This is a genomic window from Pseudomonas sp. 273, assembly GCF_029201425.1.
In the GTDB taxonomy this organism is placed as follows: domain Bacteria; phylum Pseudomonadota; class Gammaproteobacteria; order Pseudomonadales; family Pseudomonadaceae; genus Pseudomonas; species Pseudomonas delhiensis.
Genome location: NZ_CP116775.1, coordinates 4,411,869 through 4,432,898 on the forward strand (window position 1 = coordinate 4,411,869; position 21,030 = coordinate 4,432,898).

A 21,030-nucleotide genomic window follows, 5' to 3' on the forward strand; every position below is an offset into this window, starting at 1 on the left:
CGATGCGCCTGTCCCCGATGAACCAGCGCCGCTGGGCGCGCTTCAAGGCCAACAAGCGCGGTTGGTGGTCGCTGTGGCTGTTCCTCGCGCTGTTCGTGCTGAGCCTGGGCGCCGAGCTGATCGCCAACGACAAGCCGCTGGCGGTGCACTACGACGGCCAGTGGTACTTCCCGGTGCTCAAGCGCTACCCGGAAACCGTGTTCGGCGGCGAGTTCCCCCTGGAAGGCAACTACAAGGCGCCCTACATGCGCCAGCAGTTGGCCGAGAAGGACGCCTGGGTGCTCTGGCCGCCGATCACCTACAGCTACGACTCCATCAACTACGACCTGCGCGTGCCGGTGCCCTCGGCGCCGAGCCGGGAGAACCTGCTGGGCACCGACGACCAGGCCCGCGACGTGCTGGCCCGGGTGATCTACGGCTTCCGCGTCTCGGTGCTGTTCGCCCTGGTGCTGACCCTGCTCAGCTCGCTGATCGGCGTGCTGGTGGGCGCCCTGCAGGGCTTCTATGGCGGCTGGGTCGACCTGCTCGGCCAGCGCTTCCTGGAAATCTGGTCGGGCCTGCCGGTGCTCTACCTGCTGATCATCCTCGCCAGCTTCGTGCAGCCGAACTTCTGGTGGCTGCTGGGCATCATGCTGCTGTTCTCCTGGATGAGCCTGGTGGACGTGGTGCGCGCCGAGTTCCTCCGCGGCCGCAACCTGGAGTACGTGCGCGCGGCCCGCGCCCTGGGCATGAAGAACGGCAAGATCATGTTCCGCCACATCCTGCCCAACGCGATGATCTCCACCCTGACCTTCATGCCGTTCATCCTGACCGGCGCCATCGCCACCCTGACCTCCCTGGACTTCCTCGGCTTCGGCCTGCCCGCCGGCTCGCCGTCGCTCGGCGAGCTGGTCGCCCAGGGCAAGTCCAACCTGCAGGCGCCGTGGCTGGGCATCAGCGCCTTCGTGGTGCTGGCGCTGATGCTCAGCCTGCTGGTGTTCATCGGCGAGGCCGCCCGCGATGCCTTCGACCCGAGGAAGTGAGATGAGCCACGACAACCTGGTCGAAGTCCGCGACCTTTCCGTCGACTTCGCCTGCGGCGAGGAATGCGTCCATGCCGTGGACAAGGTCAGCTTCGACATCCGCCGCGGCGAGACCCTCGCCCTGGTCGGCGAAAGCGGCTCGGGCAAGTCGGTGACCGCCAACTCCATCCTGCGCCTGCTGCCCTACCCCACCGCCAGCCACCCCAGCGGCAGCGTGCGCTACGCCGGGCTGGACCTGCTCAAGGCGCCGGAACGCAAGCTGCGCGGCATCCGCGGCAACCGCATCGCCATGGTCTTCCAGGAGCCCATGACCTCGCTCAACCCGCTGCACACCGTGGAGAAGCAGATCGGCGAGGTGCTCACCCTGCACAAGGGCCTGCAGGGCCAGGCGGCGCGCACGCGCATCATCGAGCTGCTCGACCTGGTCGGCATCCCCGACCCGGCCACGCGCCTGAAGGCCTATCCCCACGAGCTTTCCGGCGGCCAGCGGCAGCGGGTGATGATCGCCATGGCCCTGGCCAACGAGCCGGAGCTGCTGATCGCCGACGAGCCGACCACGGCGCTGGACGTCACCGTGCAGCTGAAGATCCTCGACCTGCTGGGCGAGCTGCAGGCGCGCCTGGGCATGGCGCTGCTGCTGATCACCCACGACCTCAACCTGGTGCGGCGCATCGCCCACCGCGTCTGCGTGATGCAGCAGGGCAGGATCGTCGAGCAGGCCGACTGCGAACAATTGTTCGAGGCCCCGCAGCACCCCTACACCCGCGAGCTGCTCGGCGCCGAGCCCAGCGGCGCGCCGGCGGCCAACCCGCCGGGCGCGGAGCTGCTGAGCGTGCAGGACCTGCGCGTGTGGTTCCCGATCAAGAAAGGCGTGTTCCGCCGCACCGTGGACCACATCAAGGCGGTGGATGGCATCGACTTCAGCCTGCCGCGCGGGCACACCCTGGGCATCGTCGGCGAAAGCGGCTCGGGCAAGTCCACCCTGGGCCTGGCCATCCTGCGGCTGATCGACAGCCGCGGCGCCATCCGCTTCGAGGGCAACGCCCTGGACACCCTGAACCAGGCCGAGGTGCGCCCGCTGCGCCGCGAGATGCAGGTGGTCTTCCAGGACCCGTACGGCAGCCTCAGCCCGCGCCTGTCGGTGGGCCAGATCGTCGGCGAGGGCCTGGAGATCCACGGCATCTGCGACGAGAAGGAACAGGAGCAGCGGATCATCGACGCGCTGCTGGAAGTCGGCCTGGACCCGGAGACGCGCCACCGCTACCCCCACGAATTCTCCGGCGGCCAGCGCCAGCGCATCGCCATCGCCCGCGCCCTGGTGCTCAAGCCGGCGCTGATCCTGCTGGACGAGCCGACCTCGGCGCTGGACCGCTCGGTGCAGCGCCAGGTGGTCGACCTGCTGCGCCAGCTGCAGGCCAAGTACAACCTCAGCTACCTGTTCATCAGCCACGACCTGGCGGTGGTCAAGGCGCTCAGCCACCAGCTGATGGTCATCCGCCAGGGCAAGGTGGTGGAACAGGGCCCGGCCGAGGCGATCTTCGCCGCGCCGAGCCACCCCTACACCCAACAGCTGCTGGAAGCCGCGTTCATGGTCCCGGCGGCCACCAGCCAGGCATGACCCGCACGGGAGGCGGAGCACCATGGGCTTTCTCACCGGCAAGCGCGCACTGATCGTCGGCGTCGCCAGCAAACTCTCCATCGCCTCGGGCATCGCCGCGGCGATGCACCGCGAAGGCGCCGAGCTGGCCTTCACCTACCAGAACGACAAGCTCAGGGGCCGCGTCGAGGAATTCGCCGCCGGCTGGGGCTCCGGCCCCGGGCTGTGCTTCCCCTGCGACGTGGCCAGCGACGCCGACATCGAGGCGGTGTTCCGCGAGCTGGGCAGGCACTGGGACGGCCTGGACATCATCGTCCACTCGGTGGGCTTCGCCCCGGGTGACCAGCTCGACGGCGACTTCACCGCCGTCACCAGCCGCGACGGCTTCCGCATCGCCCACGACATCAGCGCCTACAGCTTCGTGGCCCTGGCCAAGGCCGGCCGCGGGATGATGCGGGGCCGCCACGGCGCCCTGCTCACCCTCTCCTACCTGGGCGCCGAGCGCACCCTGCCCAACTACAACGTGATGGGCATGGCCAAGGCCAGCCTGGAGGCCGGCGTGCGCTACCTGGCCGCCAGCCTCGGCCCGGAAGGCACGCGGGTCAACGCGGTATCCGCCGGGCCGATCCGCACCCTGGCGGCCTCCGGCATCAGGAGCTTCCGCCGCATGCTCGCCGCCAGCGAACGGCAGACGCCGCTGCGGCGCAACGTGACCATCGAGGAAGTCGGCAACGCCGCGGCCTTCCTCTGCTCCGACCTGGCCAGCGGCATCAGCGGCGAAATCCTCTACGTCGACGGCGGCTTCAACACCACGGCGATGGGGCCGCTGGAAGAGGACTGAGCAGGCGGCGGGAATGCCACGCCTCACAGCAAACCGTAGGAGCGGGCCCTGCCCGCGATTCGCGCGCAGGGCGCGCTCCTACATGGCAACCACATGGCGTCGAGCTATCGCGGACAAAGTCCGCTCCTACGGGAAATACCGAGCCTCCGGCCTCCGTAGGGCGCATAACGCCTATGGCGTTATCCGCCGTCGAACTTCAGGCATGCCTCGCAGCAAACTGTAGGAGCGGATCTTATCCGCGAATCGCGCGCAGGGCGCGCTCCTACAGGGACCTCGTGGCTGCCCCCAACCACCGCACAAGGAAAAACGCCGCACCCGGTCACCCGACTGCGGCGTTTTCATCGGATCGCGGCGCGTGGCGCGCGGATCAATCCTCGCGGTAGCGGCGCAGGCGCAGGGCCTTGCCGGCGACGCGGGTGTCCTTGAGCTTGCCCAGCAGGCGCTCCAGGCCGTCTTCCGGCAGCTCGATCAGGCTGAAGGTCTCGCGGATCTGGATGCGGCCGATGGCCTCGCGGGACAGGCCGCCCTCGTTGAGGATGGCACCCAGCAGGTTCTTCGCCGCCACGCCGTCGCGCGCGCCCAGGGCGGTGCGGCAGCGGGCCTTGCCTTCGGCCGGGGCGGCCATCGGGCGGCGCTCGCCGGAGCGTTCGCCACGATCGCTGCGCTCACCGCGCTCACCGCGCTCGCTACGTTCGTAACGGTCGCTGCGCTCGCGCGGGGCGGCCGGGGTCAGCGGCTGCTCGCGGCGCACCGACTCCAGGTCCAGGGCCTTGCCTTCGGTGAGCTTGGCCAGCAGCACCGCGGCGAGGGTCTCGACGTCGGTGCCCAGGCGGCGGCACAGCTCGTCGCGCACGGCGCCACGGTTGGCGACCGCGGTTTCCAGCAGCGGCTGCAGGCTGGAGGCCAGGCGCGCCAGGCGCGCTTCCAGCACGGTGTCGGCGTCGGGCAGGCGCACTTCGCCGACCTTCTGCCCGGTGACGCGCTCGATCACCTGCAGCATGCGCCGCTCGCGCGGGGTCACCAGCAGCAGCGCGCGGCCTTCGCGGCCGGCGCGGCCGGTACGGCCGATGCGGTGCACGTAGGACTCGGGGTCGTACGGCATGTCGATGTTCAGCACGTGGGTGATGCGCGACACGTCCAGGCCACGGGCGGCCACGTCGGTGGCGATGACGATGTCCAGCGAGCCGTCTTTCAGCGACTCGATGACGCGCTCGCGCTGGGCCTGCGGCATGTCGCCGTTGAGCGCGGCGGCGCGGTAGCCCTGGCGCTCGAGCAGCTCGGCGATGTCCAGGGTGGCCTGCTTGGTACGCACGAAGCCGATCAGCGCGTCGAACTGCTCGACTTCCAGCAGGCGCAGGATGGAGGCGGGCTTCTGGTCGGCATGGACCATCAGGTGCGCCTGCTCGATGCGCGCCACGGTCTGGGTCTTGGCGGCGATGCGGACGTGCTTGGGTTCCTTCAGGTGGCGCTCGGCGATGCTGCGGATCGAGGCCGGCAGGGTCGCGGAGAACAGCACGGTCTGGCGGCTGGCCGGCATGGCCTCGAAGATCACTTCCAGGTCGTCCATGAAGCCGAGCTTGAGCATCTCGTCGGCCTCGTCCAGCACCAGGCGCTCGACGGTGGCCAGCAGGTTCTCGTCGCGGCGCAGGTGGTCGCACAGGCGGCCGGGGGTGGCCACCAGGACCTGGGCGCCCTGGCGCAGGGCCTTGAGCTGCGGGCCCATGGGCGCGCCACCGTAGACGGCTACCACGCCGACGCCGGGCATCTGCTTGGAGTAGGTTTCGCAGGCGGTGGCCACCTGCAGGGCCAGTTCGCGGGTCGGCACCAGGATCAGCACCTGGGGCTCGCGGCGGGCCGGCTCGATCTGCGACAGCAGCGGCAGGGCGAAGGCGGCGGTCTTGCCGGTGCCGGTCTGGGCCTGGCCGATCATGTCGTGGCCTTCGAGGATCACCGGGATCGACTGGGCCTGGATGGGCGAAGGCTCTTCGTAGCCGACCGCGGCGATGGCCGCCAGAATATTGGGATGAATGCCGAGCGCGGCGAAGCCGCCGGTTTCCTGGGTCATGGGTTTTGCCTCTAAATACATCCGCAAAGACCCAATGGCCGAGCTGCGCATGCCCTGTACGACAGTAGAAGTCACCCAGGCAGCTGGAAGCGGGGATTTGCGAACTGAACTGTTGGAAGAATACGTCAAGGAAGTCCGCGGAAGCGGACGCACAGCCAGAGCGTGCAGGCTCTGAAAGATGCGGTCCCGAACGGGGCCGTAACAGGCCGGCGCGCATCATACCGGAAAAACGCCGTCGATGTGTGGCTTTTCCGCCGCCGCTGGCCGAACGGTCAAGACTTGCACAATCGGCCACCCGCCGTCTATACCGAGCAGGGCCCACCTGCCAGGAGCACGCGCCGTGAACCCTACCAGCGAACCCCGCGTCACCGTCACGCGCCGTGGTCATCTCCTGCTGCTGGGCCTGAACCGGCCGGAAAAGCGCAACGCCTTCGACCAGCGCATGCTCGACGAGCTGATGCTGGCCCTGGGCGGGTACGAACGCGACGACGACCTGCGCTGCGCGCTGATCGTCGCCCACGGCGAGCACTTCAGCGCCGGCCTCGACCTGGCCGACGTCAGCCGGCGCCTGCACGACGGCTGGCAACTGCCGGCCGGCGCGGTCGACCCCTGGGGCACCCTCGGCGGGCCGCGGCTGAGCAAGCCGCTGCTGGTCGCCGTGCAGGGCTACTGCTACACCATCGGCATCGAACTGATGCTGGCGGCGGACATCTGCCTGTGCGCCAGCAACGCCCGCTTCGCCCAGATGGAGGTGCGCCGCGGCCTGCTGCCGCTGGGCGGCGCCACCCTGCGCCTGCCGCAGGTCGCCGGCTGGGGCAACGCCATGCGCTGGCTGCTCAGCGGCGACGAGTTCGACGCCCACGAGGCCTGCCGCCTGGGCCTGGTCCAGGAAATCCACCCGCCCGAGGAGCTGCTGCCCGAGGCCCTGAAGCTGGCCGCGCGCATCGCCCGCCGCGCCCCGCTAGCCGTGCGCGCCACCCTGGCCTCGGCGCGCCGCGCCCAGGAACAGGGCCCGGCGGAGGCCATCCGCGAGCTGCCGCAACAGCTCAAGGCCCTGCTCGCCAGCGAGGACGCCCGGGAAGGCCTGCAGTCGCTGCTGGAAAAGCGCGAAGGCCACTTCTCCGGCAACTAGCCATCGCGCCGCTTCGCGGCGCCGCCCGCGCACGCCTTCGAAGCCCCGGGAAAGCGCTATATCGAAAGTATTAGATTGCAATCAAAAGGCCAGCAATTCTGCTGAAATTTCATTCGAATCAACGGGATGCCTATAACAAACGACTATATACAAGATGCAATTTCGCCCCCTCCCGCAAGTACTGAAACTGTGCCGGCAATCAGTGGAAGTACTCTTGCCGACGGCGGACCGAGGCTTCTCCTGAACACCAGAGCCCTTCAGGGAGGAGCCCCAGATGTCTGGTCCCATTCGTGTATTCGCGTTGTCTCTCCTGGTCGTTGCCATGTCGCTGCAGGGTTGCAGCAGCAAGGGCGGCCATCACAGCAGTGTCGCCAGTTCCGGAAGCGGCTCCGACCAGGGCGCCGGCAACGGCGGCTCGGGTAGCGGCGGCGACGGCAACGGTTCCGGCGGTACCGGCAGCGGTGGCGACGGCGGCACCGGCGGTAATGGTGGAACCGGTGGCAACAATGGTGGCGACGGCGGTAACAACGGCGGAAGCACCGGCGGCACCAACCCCAGCACCACCAGCACCATCCTCAGCAACACCGGCGAAGCGGTCAGCTCGCTGGGCGACACCGTCAACGGCGTCGGCAGCGTGGTCAAGGGCGTGGGCCTGCCGGTGGTCGGCAGCGGCGTGACCGAAGGCGCCGGCAACGTCATCCAGGACGTCGGCCAGGGCGTGAACAGCCTGGGCAGCGGCATCACCAACGGCGTCGGCCAGCTCGGCAGCAACCCCAACGCCCTGGGCACCACGGTGGCCGGCGCCACCGGCACGGTGAGCAGCGTCGGCAATGCGGTCAGCGACCTGGGCGGCACCGTCGCCGCGGTAGGCGCCAACACTCCGCTGAAACCGGTGACCACTGCCCTGGGCGGCGTGGTCGACGGCGTTGGCGGGCAGATCAGCATGCTCGGCGACTCCCTCAGCGGCGCCGTCACCACCGGCCCGCTCAGCCCGCTGACCAAGCAGCTCAGCGGCACCACCGCGGGCCTGGTCGGCCAGGTCGAGGGCGTGACCCAGCAGGTCGGCGCGGCCACCGGCCTGGGCGCCCCGGTGAACAACCTGGTGACCACGGTCGGCGGCCTGGTGGGCCAGGTCGGCACCCAGCTCGGCAGTACCACGCCGGTCCTCGCGCCGGTCGGCAGCGTCGTGACCAACGTCGGCGAGGCCGTGAGCGCGACGGGCGGGCTGGTCAACGCACCGGCCGGCAGCAGCGCCAGCAACCCGATCGGCGGGCTGCTCTCCGGCGTCACCGGCGTACTGGGCGGTGCCACCGGCAGCAGCAACCCGGTCGGCGGCCTGCTCTCCGGCGTCACCGGCACCCTGGGCGGCGCCACCGGTAGCAGCAACCCGGTTGGCGGCCTGCTTTCCGGCGTCACCGGCACCCTGGGCGGCGCCACTGGCGGCAGCAACCCGGTTAGCGGCCTGCTCTCCGGCGTCACCGGCACCCTGGGTGGCGTCACCAGTGGCCTCACCAGCGGAGTCGCGACAGGCGTCGGCAGCAACGGCCTGGCCAGCAACAACGGCCTGCTCGGCGGCACCCTGGGCACCGTGGGTGGCCTGCTCGGCGGCGTGACCGGCAGCCTGGGCGGCAAGTCCGGAAACTGACGGCAAGCCCGCCAAAGCGAACGGCGAAGGGTCGGCAACGGCCCTTCGCCCTTTCATTTAACGGCTTCAGGGAGAAGCCATGCGCAAGCTAGCCGTAGTAACGCTGTTGTTAGCCAGCCCCCTAGCCTGGGCCGACCGCCCCATCCAACTGCCCGGCTCCGACATCGAACAGGGCCTGCCCCGGCCCAACCTGCCCGGCGGCGACGTGCGCCCGCAGGCGCCGCGGGTCAGCACCCCGGCGGCCGCGCAGCCGCAGCAACTGCTCGAACGGCGCATCCGCCTGCGGCGCATCGAGGTCGCCGGCGGCGGCCACTACCCGATCGCCACCTGGAAGCCCCTGCTGGAACCGCTGACCCGTCGCGACATCAGGATCGGCGAGCTGGTGGCGGCGGCCAAGGCCATCACCCGGCGCTACCAGGACGACGGCTTCGTCATTTCCTTCGCCTACGTGCCCAACCAGGACTTCAATGGCGGCGTCGGGCGCATCATGCTGATCGAGGGCCACCTGAGCGAGGTGCGCAGCGCCGGCGACCTCGGCGTGCACCAGGCCCGCGTGGCGCGCTGGATCGAGCGCCTGAAGGCGGAGCGGCCGCTGACCCGCGCCAGCTTCGAGCGCTTCAGCGTACTGATGAGCCGGGTGCCCGGCCTGCAGATGAACATGGTCCTCAACCCGCCGACCACCACCGACGGCGGCGCCGTGCTGGAGATGCTCGGCAAGCACGAGGTCGTCACCACCGGCGCCGACTTCGACTCGCGCCACGGCAACCCGCGCGGGCTGTTCAACGCCACGCTGGCCTCGCTGCTGGGCCGGGGCGAGCAGCTGCAGTTCAGCTACCTCTACCCGCCCGGCGACGACAAGGAGTACTACCGCGCCTGGAACTACAGCCAGTTGCTGGGCGACAACGGCCTGCAGCTGATGGCCGGCTACAGCCACTACAACGCCAGCCTCGAGGACCGCGTGGTGATCGGCCCGCTGCAATACGCGCGCAAGCGCGAGAACGAACGGCTCAGCGCCGGCCTGGGCATCCCCGTGCTGCTGCGCCGCGACCTGACCTGGGACGTCAACCTGCGCGCCTACACGGTGGACGACAGCAGCCGCTACGACCTGGTGGCGCCGGCCACCCCCTATAGCGTGAAGCTGCGCAACAAATTGCGCGTGGTGGGCGTCGACACCCTGGTCCAGCAGTTCGGCGAGAAGCAGGTGCGCGCCGGCAGCCTGGCCCTCTACAAGGGCCTGAACGCCTTCGACGCGCAGAGCACGGCACCGGCGCGCAAGGACTTCACCCGCGTGCTCGGCTTCGGCGCCCAGCAGAACCAGTTCGGCGAGCGGGTGCAGGGCGTGGCCAACGCCAGCTTCCAGTGGGCCCACGACAGCCTGCCGGACTCCGAGCAGGTCACCTACGGCGGCGCCAACTTCGGCCGCGGCTACCCGGACGACCAGGCCACCGGCGACAAGGGCTGGGGCGCCTCCTACGAGGTGAACTACGCCTTCCTCTGGCAAAACCGCTGGATGAACCAGTTGCAGCCCTATCTGGTGGTGGACGGCGCGCGCACCTGGTACAACGCCGACGGCCAGCCCGGCGCCAGGCTCGGCTCCGGCGCCGTCGGGGTGCGCTTCTCCAACCGCAAGCAGTACGTGCTGGGGGTGGAAGTGGCCAAGCCGTTCGCCGACCGCGCCATCGACAACGACGAGCGCAGCCCGCGGCTCAACCTGACGCTCAGCTACCAGATCCCCTGAGCCGGCGCCCCGCCGCTACTGCGCGGGGCGCAGCGCGTCGATGTAGGTGCCCAGGTCGTAGCCCAGGTCGCCCTGCAGGGCCCTGGCGCGTTTCTTCAGCCCGCGCGGCTCCAGGCTCTGCTCGACGTCGGCGGGAACGAAGACGATCACGTTGCCTTCCGGCACCGGGCATTCCAGGTAGTGGCGGTGGAAGCGCCCGCGCAGCAGGGCCGCGCCCAGGGGCCGGCCGTCGTCGGTGCTCCACTGGTTGATGATCAGCCAGCCGCCGGGGCGCAGCTTGTCGCGGCAGGCGCCGAGGAAGTCCCAGCCCAGGTGCGCCGGGGCGGGGCCGGTGTCGGTGTAGAGGTCGAGGAAGATCAGGTCGGCCGGCTCGCAGTCGCCCAGCTCCTCCACCGCGTCGCCGATGCGCAGCCGCAGGCGCGGCTCGTCCACCAGGCCCAGGTGCTCGCGGGCCAGGCGCGGGATCGCCGGGCGCAGCTCGACGGCCTCCGCCTCGTCCAGCGCCAGGTGCTTCAGGCAGGCCTGGGTCAGGCTGCCGGCGCCGAAGCCGAGGAACAGCGCGCGGCGCGGCGCCGGGTGGCACAGCGCGCCCAGCAGCATGGCGCGGGAATAGTCGTACTCCAGCCAGGCCGGGTCGCCGATGCGCACGCAGCTCTGCTCCACCTCCTCGCCGAACTCCAGGTAGCGGTAGCCGCCCTGCTCCACCACGCGGATCACCCCGTAGGCATCGCGCTCCTCGGCTATCAGCAGGTCCTCGCTCATGCCCGGCGCCCCCGGCCATGGCCACGGGCGCCGGCGCTGGGCCGGCGATACGGACGGGGATTCGAAGTCGGGCTCTGGTACACGCGGGGTTCTCCGCAGGGCAAGGACGGCGACGGCCGCGGGCTCATGGAAAGCGAAGGATACCAGCCCGGCCCCGCTGAAGGAGGCCCCGCCCGGTGTTACCATGGGCTGATACCCGCCATTGCCCGCGAGCCCCCGATGAGCCAGACCTGGAGCCCCGACAGCTGGAGAAGCCGCCCCATCCAGCAGCAACCCGCCTACCCCGACGCCGCGCGCCTGCAGCAGGTCGAGCAGACCCTCGCCAGCTACCCGCCGCTGGTGTTCGCCGGCGAGGCCCGCGAGTTGCGCCGGCAGTTCGCCGAGGTCACCGCCGGGCGCGCCTTCCTGCTGCAGGGCGGCGACTGCGCCGAGAGCTTCGCCGAGTTCTCCGCGGCGAAGATCCGCGACACCTTCAAGGTGCTGCTGCAGATGGCGGTGGTCATGACCTTCGCCGCCGGCTGCCCGGTGGTGAAGGTCGGGCGCATGGCCGGGCAGTTCGCCAAGCCGCGCTCCTCCGGCGAGGAAACCGTGGGCGAGATGACCCTGCCGGCCTACCGCGGCGACATCGTCAACGGCATCGGCTTCGACGAGGCCAACCGCGTGCCGGACCCGCAGCGCCTGCTGCAGGCCTACCACCAGTCCACCGCCACCCTCAACCTGCTGCGCGCCTTCGCCCAGGGCGGCTTCGCCGACCTGCACGAGGTGCACCAGTGGAACCTCGACTTCATCGCCAACTCGGCCCTGGCGGAGAAGTACAGCCAGCTCGCCGGGCGCATCGACGAGACCCTCGCCTTCATGCGCGCCTGCGGCCTGGACGGTGCGCCGCAGCTGCGCGAGGTGAGCTTCTTCACCGCCCACGAGGCGCTGCTGCTGAACTACGAGGAAGCCTTCATCCGCCGCGACAGCCTCACCGGCGGCTGGTACGACTGCTCGGCGCACATGCTCTGGATCGGCGACCGCACCCGCCAGCTGGACGGCGCCCACGTCGAGCTGTTGCGCGGGGTGGGCAACCCCATCGGCGTGAAGGTCGGGCCGAGCATGGGCGACGAGGAACTGCTGCGCCTGATCGACATCCTCAACCCGGACAACGACCCCGGCCGCCTCAACCTGATCGTGCGCATGGGCGCCGACAAGGTTGGCGACGGCCTGCCGCGGCTGCTCCGTACCGTGCAGCGCGAAGGCCGCCAGGTGCTGTGGAGCTGCGACCCGATGCACGGCAACACCATCAAGGCCTCCAGCGGCTACAAGACCCGCGACTTCGCGCGCATCCTCGCCGAGGTGCGGCAGTTCTTCGAGGTGCACAGGGCCGAGGGCACCCACCCCGGCGGCATCCACATCGAGATGACCGGGCAGAACGTCACCGAGTGCATCGGCGGCGCGCGGCCGATCACCGAGGCCGGGCTCAGCGACCGCTACCACACCCACTGCGACCCGCGGCTCAACGCCGACCAGTCGCTGGAGCTGGCCTTCCTCATCGCCGAGACGCTGAAGCAGGCGCGGCGCTGAAGCCGACGAACGGCGGGGCCGGGCTCAGACGCGCAGGTCCATGCCCTCGCTGAGGAAGCGCGGGGCGATGTAGCGGTCGTAGTGGGCCTCGGAAAGCAGGAAGAACTCGCGGTCGATGGCGTCGCGCAGCTCCGGCAGCGGCCGCTCGCGGAACTCCGGCAGCAGCGCCACGCCGTAGGCCTCGATGCTCTGGATCAGCCGCGAGCCGCGGGCGATCAGCTGGTAGGCCCAGCAGTACGGCGACTGCTCGGGGACGAAGCGGATCTGCCGCTGCTCCAGCTGGGCGCGCAGGCGCGGCGCATCGAACACCTCGAGCTTGGCCACCATCACCTGCACCAGCAGCACCTCCAGGCGCTTCCACACCGCGCGCTTCTCCTCCTCGCCGTACAGGTTCCAGTTCACCACCTCGTGGTGGAAGCGCTTGCAGCCCCGGCACACGAGGTCGCCGTAGACGGTGGAGCAGAGGCCGACACAGGGGGTCTTGATGCGCTGGGAGGACATGGCGGAACGGCTTCGGGACAACGGGGGACGGGCGTCATCTTAGCCCTTTGTCTAGGCAAGATCACCCTCCGCATCGGCGCAATGGCGCTTACTTTCAGCAATGAATTCCAGTAGAATCGGCCCGCCTTTCACAAGGCGCAATGCCCGTTCGAAGCTGTTTTCAAAGCGTCACGAAGCACAGATTCCGGCAGCCGCGCGGACCGGGCGCCCCCCTCAGGCGCCCAGTCCCTCACGTCCCAGGCCCTCCGGCGTAAAACTTTGAAAACAGCTTCTGTCTGGAGGCTGCCGGTGCCGTCGTAGGTCCGTGGATTACCGTCCACCATGCCTGACGAATGGATCGGCGAGGTCTCCTGGATACGCGTCCCACGGGACCACTGATGAGGGAAATACTGTGCTTGAAGCCTACCGCAAACACGTAGAAGAGCGTGCCGCCCAGGGTGTCGTGCCCCAGCCGCTGAACGCCGAGCAGACCGCTGGTCTGGTCGAACTCCTGAAGAACCCGCCGGCCGGCGAAGAAGAATTCCTCCTCGACCTGATCACCAACCGCGTCCCGCCGGGCGTGGACGAGGCCGCCTACGTCAAGGCCGGCTTCCTCTCCGCCGTCGCCAAGGGCGAAGCCACTTCCCCGCTGATCAGCAAGGCCCGCGCCGTCGAGCTGCTGGGCACCATGCAGGGCGGCTACAACATCGCCACCCTGGTGGAACTGCTGGACAGCGCCGAGCTGGCCGAAGTCGCCGCCGAGCAGCTCAAGCACACCCTGCTGATGTTCGACGCCTTCCACGACGTTTCCGAGCGCGCCAAGAAGGGCAACGCCGCGGCCAAGGCCGTGCTGCAGTCCTGGGCCGACGGCGAGTGGTTCCAGGCCCGCCCGGCGGTCGCCGAGAAGATCACCCTGACCGTGTTCAAGGTGCCCGGCGAAACCAACACCGACGACCTGTCCCCGGCGCCCGACGCCTGGTCGCGCCCGGACATCCCGCTGCACGCCCTGGCCATGCTGAAGATGGCCCGCGACGGCATCGAGCCGGTACAGCCCGGCGCCATCGGCCCGCTGAAGCAGATCGAAGCGGTCAAGGCCAAGGGCTTCCCGGTCGCCTACGTCGGTGACGTGGTCGGCACCGGTTCCTCCCGCAAGTCCGCCACCAACTCGGTGCTGTGGTTCTTCGGCGACGACATCCCCTACGTGCCGAACAAGCGCGCAGGCGGTTTCTGCTTCGGCACCAAGATCGCGCCGATCTTCTACAACACCATGGAAGACGCCGGCGCCCTGCCGATCGAGTTCGACTGCACCAACCTGGCCATGGGCGACGTCATCGACGTGTACCCATACGAAGGCAAGGTCGTGCGCCATGACAGCGGCGAAGTGGTCACCACCTTCGAGCTGAAGACCCCCGTGCTGCTGGACGAAGTCCGCGCCGGCGGCCGCATCCCGCTGATCGTCGGCCGTGGCCTGACCGAGAAGGCCCGCGCCGAACTGGGCCTGGCCCCGTCCACCCTGTTCAAGAAGCCCGAAGCCCCCGCCGACAGCGGCAAGGGCTACACCCTGGCGCAGAAGATGGTCGGTCGCGCCTGCGGCCTGCCGGAAGGCCAAGGCGTGCGCCCGGGCACCTACTGCGAACCGAAGATGACCACCGTCGGTTCCCAGGACACCACCGGCCCGATGACCCGCGACGAGCTGAAGGACCTGGCCTGCCTGGGCTTCTCCGCCGACCTGGTGATGCAGTCCTTCTGCCACACCGCGGCCTATCCCAAGCCCATCGACGTCAAGACCCACCACACCCTGCCCGACTTCATCATGACCCGTGGCGGCGTGTCCCTGCGTCCGGGCGACGGCATCATCCACAGCTGGCTGAACCGCATGCTGCTGCCCGACACCGTCGGCACCGGCGGCGACTCGCACACCCGCTTCCCGATCGGCATCAGCTTCCCGGCCGGCTCGGGCCTGGTGGCCTTCGCCGCTGCCACCGGCGTGATGCCGCTGGACATGCCCGAATCGGTACTGGTGCGCTTCAAGGGCAAGCTGCAACCGGGCATCACCCTGCGTGACCTGGTCCATGCCATCCCCTACTACGCCATCCAGGCCGGCCTGCTGACCGTCGAGAAGAAAGGCAAGAAGAACATCTTCTCCGGCCGCATCCTCGAGATCGAAGGCCTGAACGACCTGACCGTCGAGCAAGCCTTCGAGCTGTCCGACGCCTCGGCCGAACGTTCCGCCGCCGGTTGCACCATCAAGCTGCCGGAAGAGGCCATCGCCGAATACCTGAAGTCCAACATCACCCTGCTGCGCTGGATGATCGGCGAAGGCTACGGCGACGCCCGCACCCTGGAGCGCCGCGCCAAGGCGATGGAAGCCTGGCTGGCCAACCCGCAACTGCTGGAAGCCGACAAGGACGCCGAATACGCCGCGGTCATCGAGATCGACCTGGCCGACGTCAAGGAGCCGGTACTCTGCGCCCCGAACGACCCGGACGACGCCCGCCTGCTGTCCAGCGTGCAAGGCCGCAAGATCGACGAGGTGTTCATCGGTTCGTGCATGACCAACATCGGTCACTTCCGCGCCGCCGGCAAGCTGCTGGACAAGGTCAAGGGTGGCATTCCGACCCGTCTGTGGCTGGCCCCGCCGACCAAGATGGACGCCCACCAGTTGACCGAGGAAGGCTACTACGGCATCTACGGCAAGGCCGGTGCGCGCATGGAAATGCCGGGCTGCTCGCTGTGCATGGGTAACCAGGCTCGCGTACAGACCGGTTCCACCGTGGTCTCGACCTCGACTCGTAACTTCCCGAACCGCCTGGGCGATTCCACCGACGTGTTCCTGGCGTCGGCGGAGCTGGCGGCCGTGGCTTCGATCATCGGCAAGCTGCCGACCGTCGAGGAGTACATGGCCTACGCGAAGGACATCGACAGCATGTCTGCCGATATCTACCGCTACCTGAGCTTCGACCAGATCGCCGAGTTCAAGGAAGCCGCTGCGAACGCCAAGATTCCGGTCGTTCAAGCCTAAGCCTTTCGGCGTGAGGAAAGCCCTGGCCGGTACGGTGGGGCTTTGAAGAGAATGCCGTTTCTTCCCCTGGGGAGAAACGGCATTTTCGTTTGGGATGGGGTATGGCTTTGCTTGCGGGGCTTGGTTCCGCGCTCCGATCTCCCCCTCGTCATTCCCGCGAACGCCGGAACCCAAAAAAGACGTTGGGTTTGGGTGTAGCGCGCCGCTCCGACTGTTCGGATGTCTTTTGTTTCGCCCCCTCGGGCGAGTCACTTTTGTCAAACGCCACAAAAGTAACCAAAAACGCTTGCCCCGCCATACGGGCCCGATGAAGCCGGGCTACCCTCGCGAACTCCCCCGCCACGGAGGCCCGCCCCGAGGGTACGTCCCTGTAGCCCATCGGGGCTCTCGCGACATCCATGTCGCATGACCTCCTGAGCGCCGGTTTCGCTCGGCCTTCTGAAGGGGCGTTCCGGTGCGCTTGGATGTTTCTCTGGAAACCCGTAGGGCGCATAACGCCTACGGCGTTATCCGCCGTTTGCGTCGTGTATCGGCCAACGGCGGATAACCGCGAACGGTTATTCGCCCTACGAATTTGCCGGCTGACGCTGCGTTATCCGCTTGCTCGGGACAGCCCCCTCTCCCTTCAGGGAGAGGGTTGGGGAGAGGGAACGGACTTCGCTCACGCACCTCTGCCAACCCTGACGCCGCCCCCCCTCCCGACCCCTCCCCCGCAAGCGGGAGAGGGGACCGTTCGGCGTGATGCGAAACTGCGAAGCTCCCGGGCTCCCCGTAGGGCGCACAACGCCTACGGCGTTATCCGCCGAATCGCGGACAGAGTCCGCGATTGGACTCACCGCCCACGCCGGACGTCCCGGTGGCACGAATTCCCCTTGCACCCCGGCGCCACCCGCTGCACCCTGTGCAACCAGCGAAGCACCGACCTGCACCATGACCGACACGCCCGATCCCACCCGTTGCCCCCTCTGCGGCCAGCGCAATGCCTGCAGCCAGGCCGACCCGGACGCCGACGGCACGCTCTGCTGGTGCTTCCAGACGCGCATCGACCCCGCCGCCCTGGCCCGTGTCCCGCCGGAGCAGCTCGACCGCGCCTGCCTCTGCCCGCGCTGCGCGCAGGGCCTGCCGCCCGCCGACGAGCCCGCCTGATGCGTCTGGACCGCCTGCTCGCCAACCTGCCCCGCTTCAGCCGCCAGGACGCGCGCCTGCTGCTGGCCGCCGGGCGCCTTAAGGTGGACGGCGCGGTGGTCCGCGACGGCCGCCACGAAGTGCGCGAGTTCAGCCGCGTGGAACTGGACGACGAGGTGCTGCAGGCCGGCCGCCCGGCGCGCTACTTCATGCTGCACAAGCCCGCCGGCTGCGTCAGCGCCACCCGCGACGCCGAGCACCGCACCGTGCTCGACCTGCTGGACGAGCCGGACAAGCACGAGCTGCACATCGGCGGGCGACTGGACTACAACAGCACCGGCCTGCTGCTGATCACCAACGACGGCCAGTGGTCGCGGCGCATGACCCTGCCCGGGCGCAAGCTGCCCAAGGTCTACTACGTGGAGACCGAGCAGCCGATCGAGGCGCACTACGCCGAGGTCTTCGCCCGCGGCCTGTACTTCCGCTACGAGGACCTCACCACCCTCCCCGCGCAGCTGGAGATCCTCGCCCCGCGGGCGGCGCGCCTGACCCTCCACGAAGGCCGCTACCACCAGGTCAAGCGCATGTTCGGGCACTTCCAGAACAAGGTCACCCGCCTGCACCGCGAGCGCATGGGCGGCCTGGCCCTGGACGCGCAGCTGGCGCCGGGCCAGTACCGCGCCCTGAGCGCCGCCGAGCTGGCCGCGCTGGACTGAGAGACTGCCGTCCGGCATCGCGAATTGCAGGGGCGGCACGGCCCCGACTAAGCTGCGAGGACGCCCGCTCATCGAAGGAATACGATGAAGACACTGTCTTTCGCCCTGCTGCTGTTCAGCCTGGTCGCCCTGCCCGCCGTGGCCACTTCCAGCCACAGCTCGCCGCTCAACGACCTGCAGGCGGCGCTGAAGAAGCTCAAGCCCGGGCAGTTCCTCTGGTACCCGGAGATCTCCCCGCAGGGCCCGGTCACGGTGGTGGTCAGCCTCACCGAGCAGCGCGCCTACGTGTACCGCAATGGCATCGCCATCGGCCTGGCCACGGTCAGCACCGGCAAGCGCGGCAAGGAAACCCCCACCGGCGTGTTCACCATCCTGCAGAAGAAGGTGGAGTACCATTCCGACCTGTACGACAGCGCGCCCATGCCCTACATGCAGCGCCTGACCTGGGACGGCATCGCCCTGCACGCCGGCAACCTGCCCGGCTACCCGGCCTCCCACGGCTGCATCCGCCTGCCCATGGCCTTCGCCAAGAAGCTCTACGAGGTCACCGGCTTCAGCAACACCACGGTGATCATCTCCGACGCCAAGAGCTCGCCGGTGGAGGTCTACCACCCCGGACTGCTCGCCCCGCAGGTGACCGAAGGCAAGCCCAGCGGCCCGGCCAGCCCGGCGGTGGAGCCCTACTGGAGCGACCCGGGCGAAGCCGCCGGGCCGATCTCGGTGCTGATCAGCCGCGCCGACCGCCGCGCCTACGTGTACCGCGGCGGCACCCAGATCGGCAGCGCCCCGGTGGCCCTCGACAACCCCGGCGCGCGCACGGGCGTGGCGGCCTTCTCGCTGCTGGAACGGCCCACCCCGGAACAGCTCGCCAGCGCCTCGCCGAACCTGCGCTGGAGCGCCGTGCAGGTGAGCAACCCGCAGGCCGGCCTGACGCCCGCCGAACAGCTCGGCCAGTTCAGCATGGACGCGCACTTCCTGCGCTCGCTGCTGCTGGCCATGGACGTCGGCAGCACCCTGGTCATCACCGACCTGCCGTCCAGCCGCGAGACGCGCAGCAACCCGGACTTCACGGTGATCACCACCAACGACCGACAGGCGGTACCGGCATCGATCAAAAAATAGGCGAGAATCCCCTCAATTTCGCGCACTTGCATGCGCAATCGAAAACAGACCTTAGGAAGTGACAAAGGGGGGAACGGCGCCATGCCGTCCATATCCACCGTCTGGGGGAAACTCCGGCCGCTGTTCGCCGTGGGCGCGCTCTACGCGCTCGGCAGCAGCCTCGCCCAAGCGGCGCTGCCCAGCGCCGAGGAACTCCACCGCCTGGCTCCGGCCACCAACCTGCAGGCCCTGCGCCTGGCGCTCAGCGCCTACCAGTGCGCCAACGCCGCGCAACTGGGCGGGCGTGACGAACTGCTGACCGTCATCGACTACTCCAAGGCCTCGCGCGACAAGCGCCTGTGGGTGTTCGACCTCAAGCGGCGCAAGCTGCTGTTCGAGGAATGGGTGGCCCACGGCAAGAACAGCGGCGACGACCTCGCCACTTCCTTCTCCAACCGCCCCAACAGCTACCAGTCGTCCATCGGCCTGTACCAGACCGGCCAGACCTATAGCGGCAAGCACGGCCGCTCACTGCGCCTGCTGGGCCTGGAGCCGGGCTTCAACGACAACAGCGAAGAGCGCGCCATCGTCATGCACGCGGCCGCCTACGCCGACCCCAGGGTGGTCCCCGGCCTCGGCCGCCTGGGCCGCAGCCAGGGCTGCCCGGCGGTGCGCCCGCAGGTGGCGCAGAAGCTGATCGACACCCTGCAGAAAGGCAGCTACGTGTTCGCCTATTACCCGCAGCAGGAATGGCTGAACAACTCGCAGTTCCTCGCCGGCGCCAGCTGCAGCCTGGCCAAGGCGCAGAACCTGGGGCGCAGCGCGACCCTGGCCAAGCGCTGAGCCCGCAACGCGCCGAAACGCTCTTGGTATCTTCGTAGGAGCGAGCTTGCTCGCGAACCGCAAGGCACCGCGTTTGTTCGCGAGCAAGCTCGCTCCTACGAGAAGCCGTGCCTACCTGCCCCTGGGCAATAGCTGGTGCGGTTCGCGGATGAGATCCGCTCCTACGCTGCCCCACCCGCGCCATCCCTCTGTAGGAGCGCGCCCTGCGCGCGATTTCGCGGGCAGGGCCCGCTCCTACAGGTTGCCGGGAAACACGGTATTCCTCCCTCGTAGGAGCGGACCTTGTCCGCGATAGCCGGACGTCCCGGCGCGGTTCGCGGATGAGATTCGCTCCTACGCTGCCCTACCCACGCCATTCCATGTAGGAGCGCGCCCTGCGCGCGAAATAGCGGGCAGGGCCCGCTCCTACAGGGCCTCCGCCGGGAAAAACGAACGGGGGCCGAAGCCCCCGTTTTTACCTAACGCGCATTGCGCTCACTGCACCGTCGCGCCCTGCTCGTCCACCGCGTCCCGGCTGCCCGGGTTGACAATCACCGTGGTGGTGATGCCCGCCGCCAGCAGCACGCCGTCCGGCACTTCGTCGATGTGGATGCGCACCGGCACGCGCTGGGCCAGGCGCACCCAGTTGAAGGTCGGGTTGACGTCGGCGACCAGCTCGCGGCTTTCCGGGTTGTCGCGGTCGTAGATGGCGCGGGCGATGCTTTCCACGTGGCCCTTCAGGCGCTGGCCGCTCATCAGCTGCAGCTCGGCCGGGTCGCCCACGGCGATGTGCGGCAGCTTGGTTTCCTCGAAGTAGCCGTAGACCCAGTAGGAGTTCTGGTCGACCACCGCCATCTTCGCCTCGCCCGCGCGAGCGTAGTCGCCGCGGTGCACGTTGAGGTTGGTCACGTAGCCGTCCACCGAGGCGCGCACCTGGGTGCGCTCCAGGTTCAGCTTGGCGGCGTCCAGCGCGGCCAGGGCCTGCTGGTAGTCGGCCTCGGCGGCGGCGGCGGTGTTGCTGGCGTCGTCCAGGCTCTCGCGGGACACCACCTCGTTGTCCATGGCCGCGCGGCGCCTGGCGTTGAGCTGGCGCATCTTCAGGGTGGCCAGGCGCGAGGCGACCTGGGCCTCGGCCTGCTTCACGGCGATGCGGTAGTGGTCGGGGTCGATCTGCATCAGCAGGTCGCCCTTCTTCACCTGCTGGTTGTCGCGCACCGGCACCTCGACCACCACCCCGGACACGTCCGGGGCGACGTTGATGATGTCGGCGCGCACGCGGCCGTCGCGGGTCCAGGGGGTGTCCATGTAGTTCACCCAGAGGGTGCGGCCGATGAACACGGCGACCACCAGGATGATCAGGGTCGCCAGCAGGCTGAAGACGGATTTCAAGGTCATG

Annotated in this window: 15 protein-coding genes and 1 pseudogene; 12 read left to right on the top strand and 4 right to left on the bottom strand. The window is 69.1% G+C overall.

The genetic code is table 11. The features are described from left to right. The first annotated feature begins 2 nt into the window (after positions 1-2). Genes PKO50_RS20050 through fabI form a run of 3 tightly spaced genes read left to right on the top strand, consistent with a single transcriptional unit; the run spans position 3 to position 3,460 of the window. Entirely contained in the window at positions 3-1,022 is a 1,020-nt protein-coding gene (locus PKO50_RS20050; RefSeq protein ID WP_109935487.1) for an ABC transporter permease, read from the top strand. 1 nt (position 1,023) lies between these two features. After that, complete coding sequence (locus tag PKO50_RS20055) at positions 1,024-2,640, top strand: ABC transporter ATP-binding protein (RefSeq protein WP_275627030.1); 1,617 nt, start codon at positions 1,024-1,026, stop codon at positions 2,638-2,640. A 22-nt stretch (positions 2,641-2,662) separates the two neighbouring features. Then, positions 2,663-3,460 (top strand): enoyl-ACP reductase FabI, encoded by a 798-nt coding sequence (gene fabI, locus PKO50_RS20060; RefSeq protein WP_275627031.1) that lies wholly within the window; start codon positions 2,663-2,665, stop codon positions 3,458-3,460. A 367-nt stretch (positions 3,461-3,827) separates the two neighbouring features. On the opposite strand, the pseudogene PKO50_RS20065 reads toward fabI, so the two are convergent. Further along, a pseudogene (locus tag PKO50_RS20065) lies at positions 3,828-5,560 on the bottom strand (DEAD/DEAH box helicase). 305 nt (positions 5,561-5,865) lie between these two features. On the opposite strand from PKO50_RS20065, the gene PKO50_RS20070 reads away from it, so the two are divergent. The 3 genes from PKO50_RS20070 (at position 5,866) to PKO50_RS20080 (ending at position 10,040) form a co-directional block, all read left to right on the top strand. Next, positions 5,866-6,657, top strand: coding sequence for a crotonase/enoyl-CoA hydratase family protein (locus PKO50_RS20070; RefSeq protein ID WP_109935490.1), 792 nt, complete (start codon positions 5,866-5,868; stop codon positions 6,655-6,657). A 274-nt stretch (positions 6,658-6,931) separates the two neighbouring features. Next, positions 6,932-8,302, top strand: coding sequence for a collagen-like triple helix repeat-containing protein (locus tag PKO50_RS20075; RefSeq protein WP_275627032.1), 1,371 nt, complete (start codon positions 6,932-6,934; stop codon positions 8,300-8,302). Positions 8,303-8,381: 79 nt separating this feature from the next. Further along, positions 8,382-10,040: a POTRA domain-containing protein gene (locus PKO50_RS20080; RefSeq protein WP_275627033.1), complete on the top strand. Its 1,659-nt coding sequence runs from the start codon at positions 8,382-8,384 to the stop codon at positions 10,038-10,040. 15 nt (positions 10,041-10,055) lie between these two features. Here PKO50_RS20080 and PKO50_RS20085 read toward each other — a convergent pair whose 3' ends face one another. Further along, positions 10,056-10,802 carry a spermidine synthase gene (locus PKO50_RS20085; protein WP_275627034.1) on the bottom strand — a complete coding sequence of 249 codons (747 nt, stop codon included), beginning with the start codon at positions 10,800-10,802 and terminating at the stop codon, positions 10,056-10,058. A 219-nt stretch (positions 10,803-11,021) separates the two neighbouring features. Here PKO50_RS20085 and PKO50_RS20090 point away from each other — a divergent pair, with 219 nt between their 5' ends. Further along, positions 11,022-12,368 carry a 3-deoxy-7-phosphoheptulonate synthase class II gene (locus PKO50_RS20090; protein ID WP_089392035.1) on the top strand — a complete coding sequence of 449 codons (1,347 nt, stop codon included), beginning with the start codon at positions 11,022-11,024 and terminating at the stop codon, positions 12,366-12,368. A 24-nt stretch (positions 12,369-12,392) separates the two neighbouring features. Here the strand turns inward: PKO50_RS20090 and PKO50_RS20095 are convergent, their stop codons facing one another. Continuing rightward, positions 12,393-12,869: a DUF1289 domain-containing protein gene (locus PKO50_RS20095; RefSeq protein ID WP_089392036.1), complete on the bottom strand. Its 477-nt coding sequence runs from the start codon at positions 12,867-12,869 to the stop codon at positions 12,393-12,395. A 391-nt stretch (positions 12,870-13,260) separates the two neighbouring features. On the opposite strand from PKO50_RS20095, the gene acnB reads away from it, so the two are divergent. The 5 genes from acnB to PKO50_RS20120 all read left to right on the top strand — a co-directional run bounded on the left by acnB (position 13,261) and on the right by PKO50_RS20120 (position 19,655). Then, a complete protein-coding gene (gene acnB / locus PKO50_RS20100; RefSeq protein ID WP_275627035.1) occupies positions 13,261-15,870 on the top strand; it encodes a bifunctional aconitate hydratase 2/2-methylisocitrate dehydratase in 2,610 nt (869 codons plus the stop codon). A gap of 930 nt (positions 15,871-16,800) precedes the next feature. Beyond that, on the top strand, positions 16,801-17,016 hold the full coding sequence (locus PKO50_RS20105) for a cysteine-rich CWC family protein (protein ID WP_275627036.1): 216 nt from the start codon (positions 16,801-16,803) through the stop codon (positions 17,014-17,016). Then, positions 17,016-17,711, top strand: coding sequence for a pseudouridine synthase (locus tag PKO50_RS20110; protein WP_109933568.1), 696 nt, complete (start codon positions 17,016-17,018; stop codon positions 17,709-17,711). Before PKO50_RS20105 ends, PKO50_RS20110 begins: the two co-directional genes overlap by 1 nt. An 84-nt stretch (positions 17,712-17,795) precedes the next feature. After that, positions 17,796-18,833, top strand: coding sequence for a L,D-transpeptidase (locus tag PKO50_RS20115; protein ID WP_109933569.1), 1,038 nt, complete (start codon positions 17,796-17,798; stop codon positions 18,831-18,833). Between the two features lie 81 nt (positions 18,834-18,914). Then, complete coding sequence (locus tag PKO50_RS20120; protein WP_275627037.1) at positions 18,915-19,655, top strand: murein L,D-transpeptidase catalytic domain family protein; 741 nt, start codon at positions 18,915-18,917, stop codon at positions 19,653-19,655. 474 nt (positions 19,656-20,129) lie between these two features. On the opposite strand, the gene PKO50_RS20125 is transcribed toward PKO50_RS20120, so the two are convergent. Then, the gene (locus tag PKO50_RS20125) at positions 20,130-21,029 is read right to left on the bottom strand and encodes an HlyD family secretion protein (RefSeq protein WP_275627038.1); all 900 of its coding nucleotides are present in this window, start codon (positions 21,027-21,029) and stop codon (positions 20,130-20,132) included. Position 21,030 lies beyond the last annotated feature (1 nt).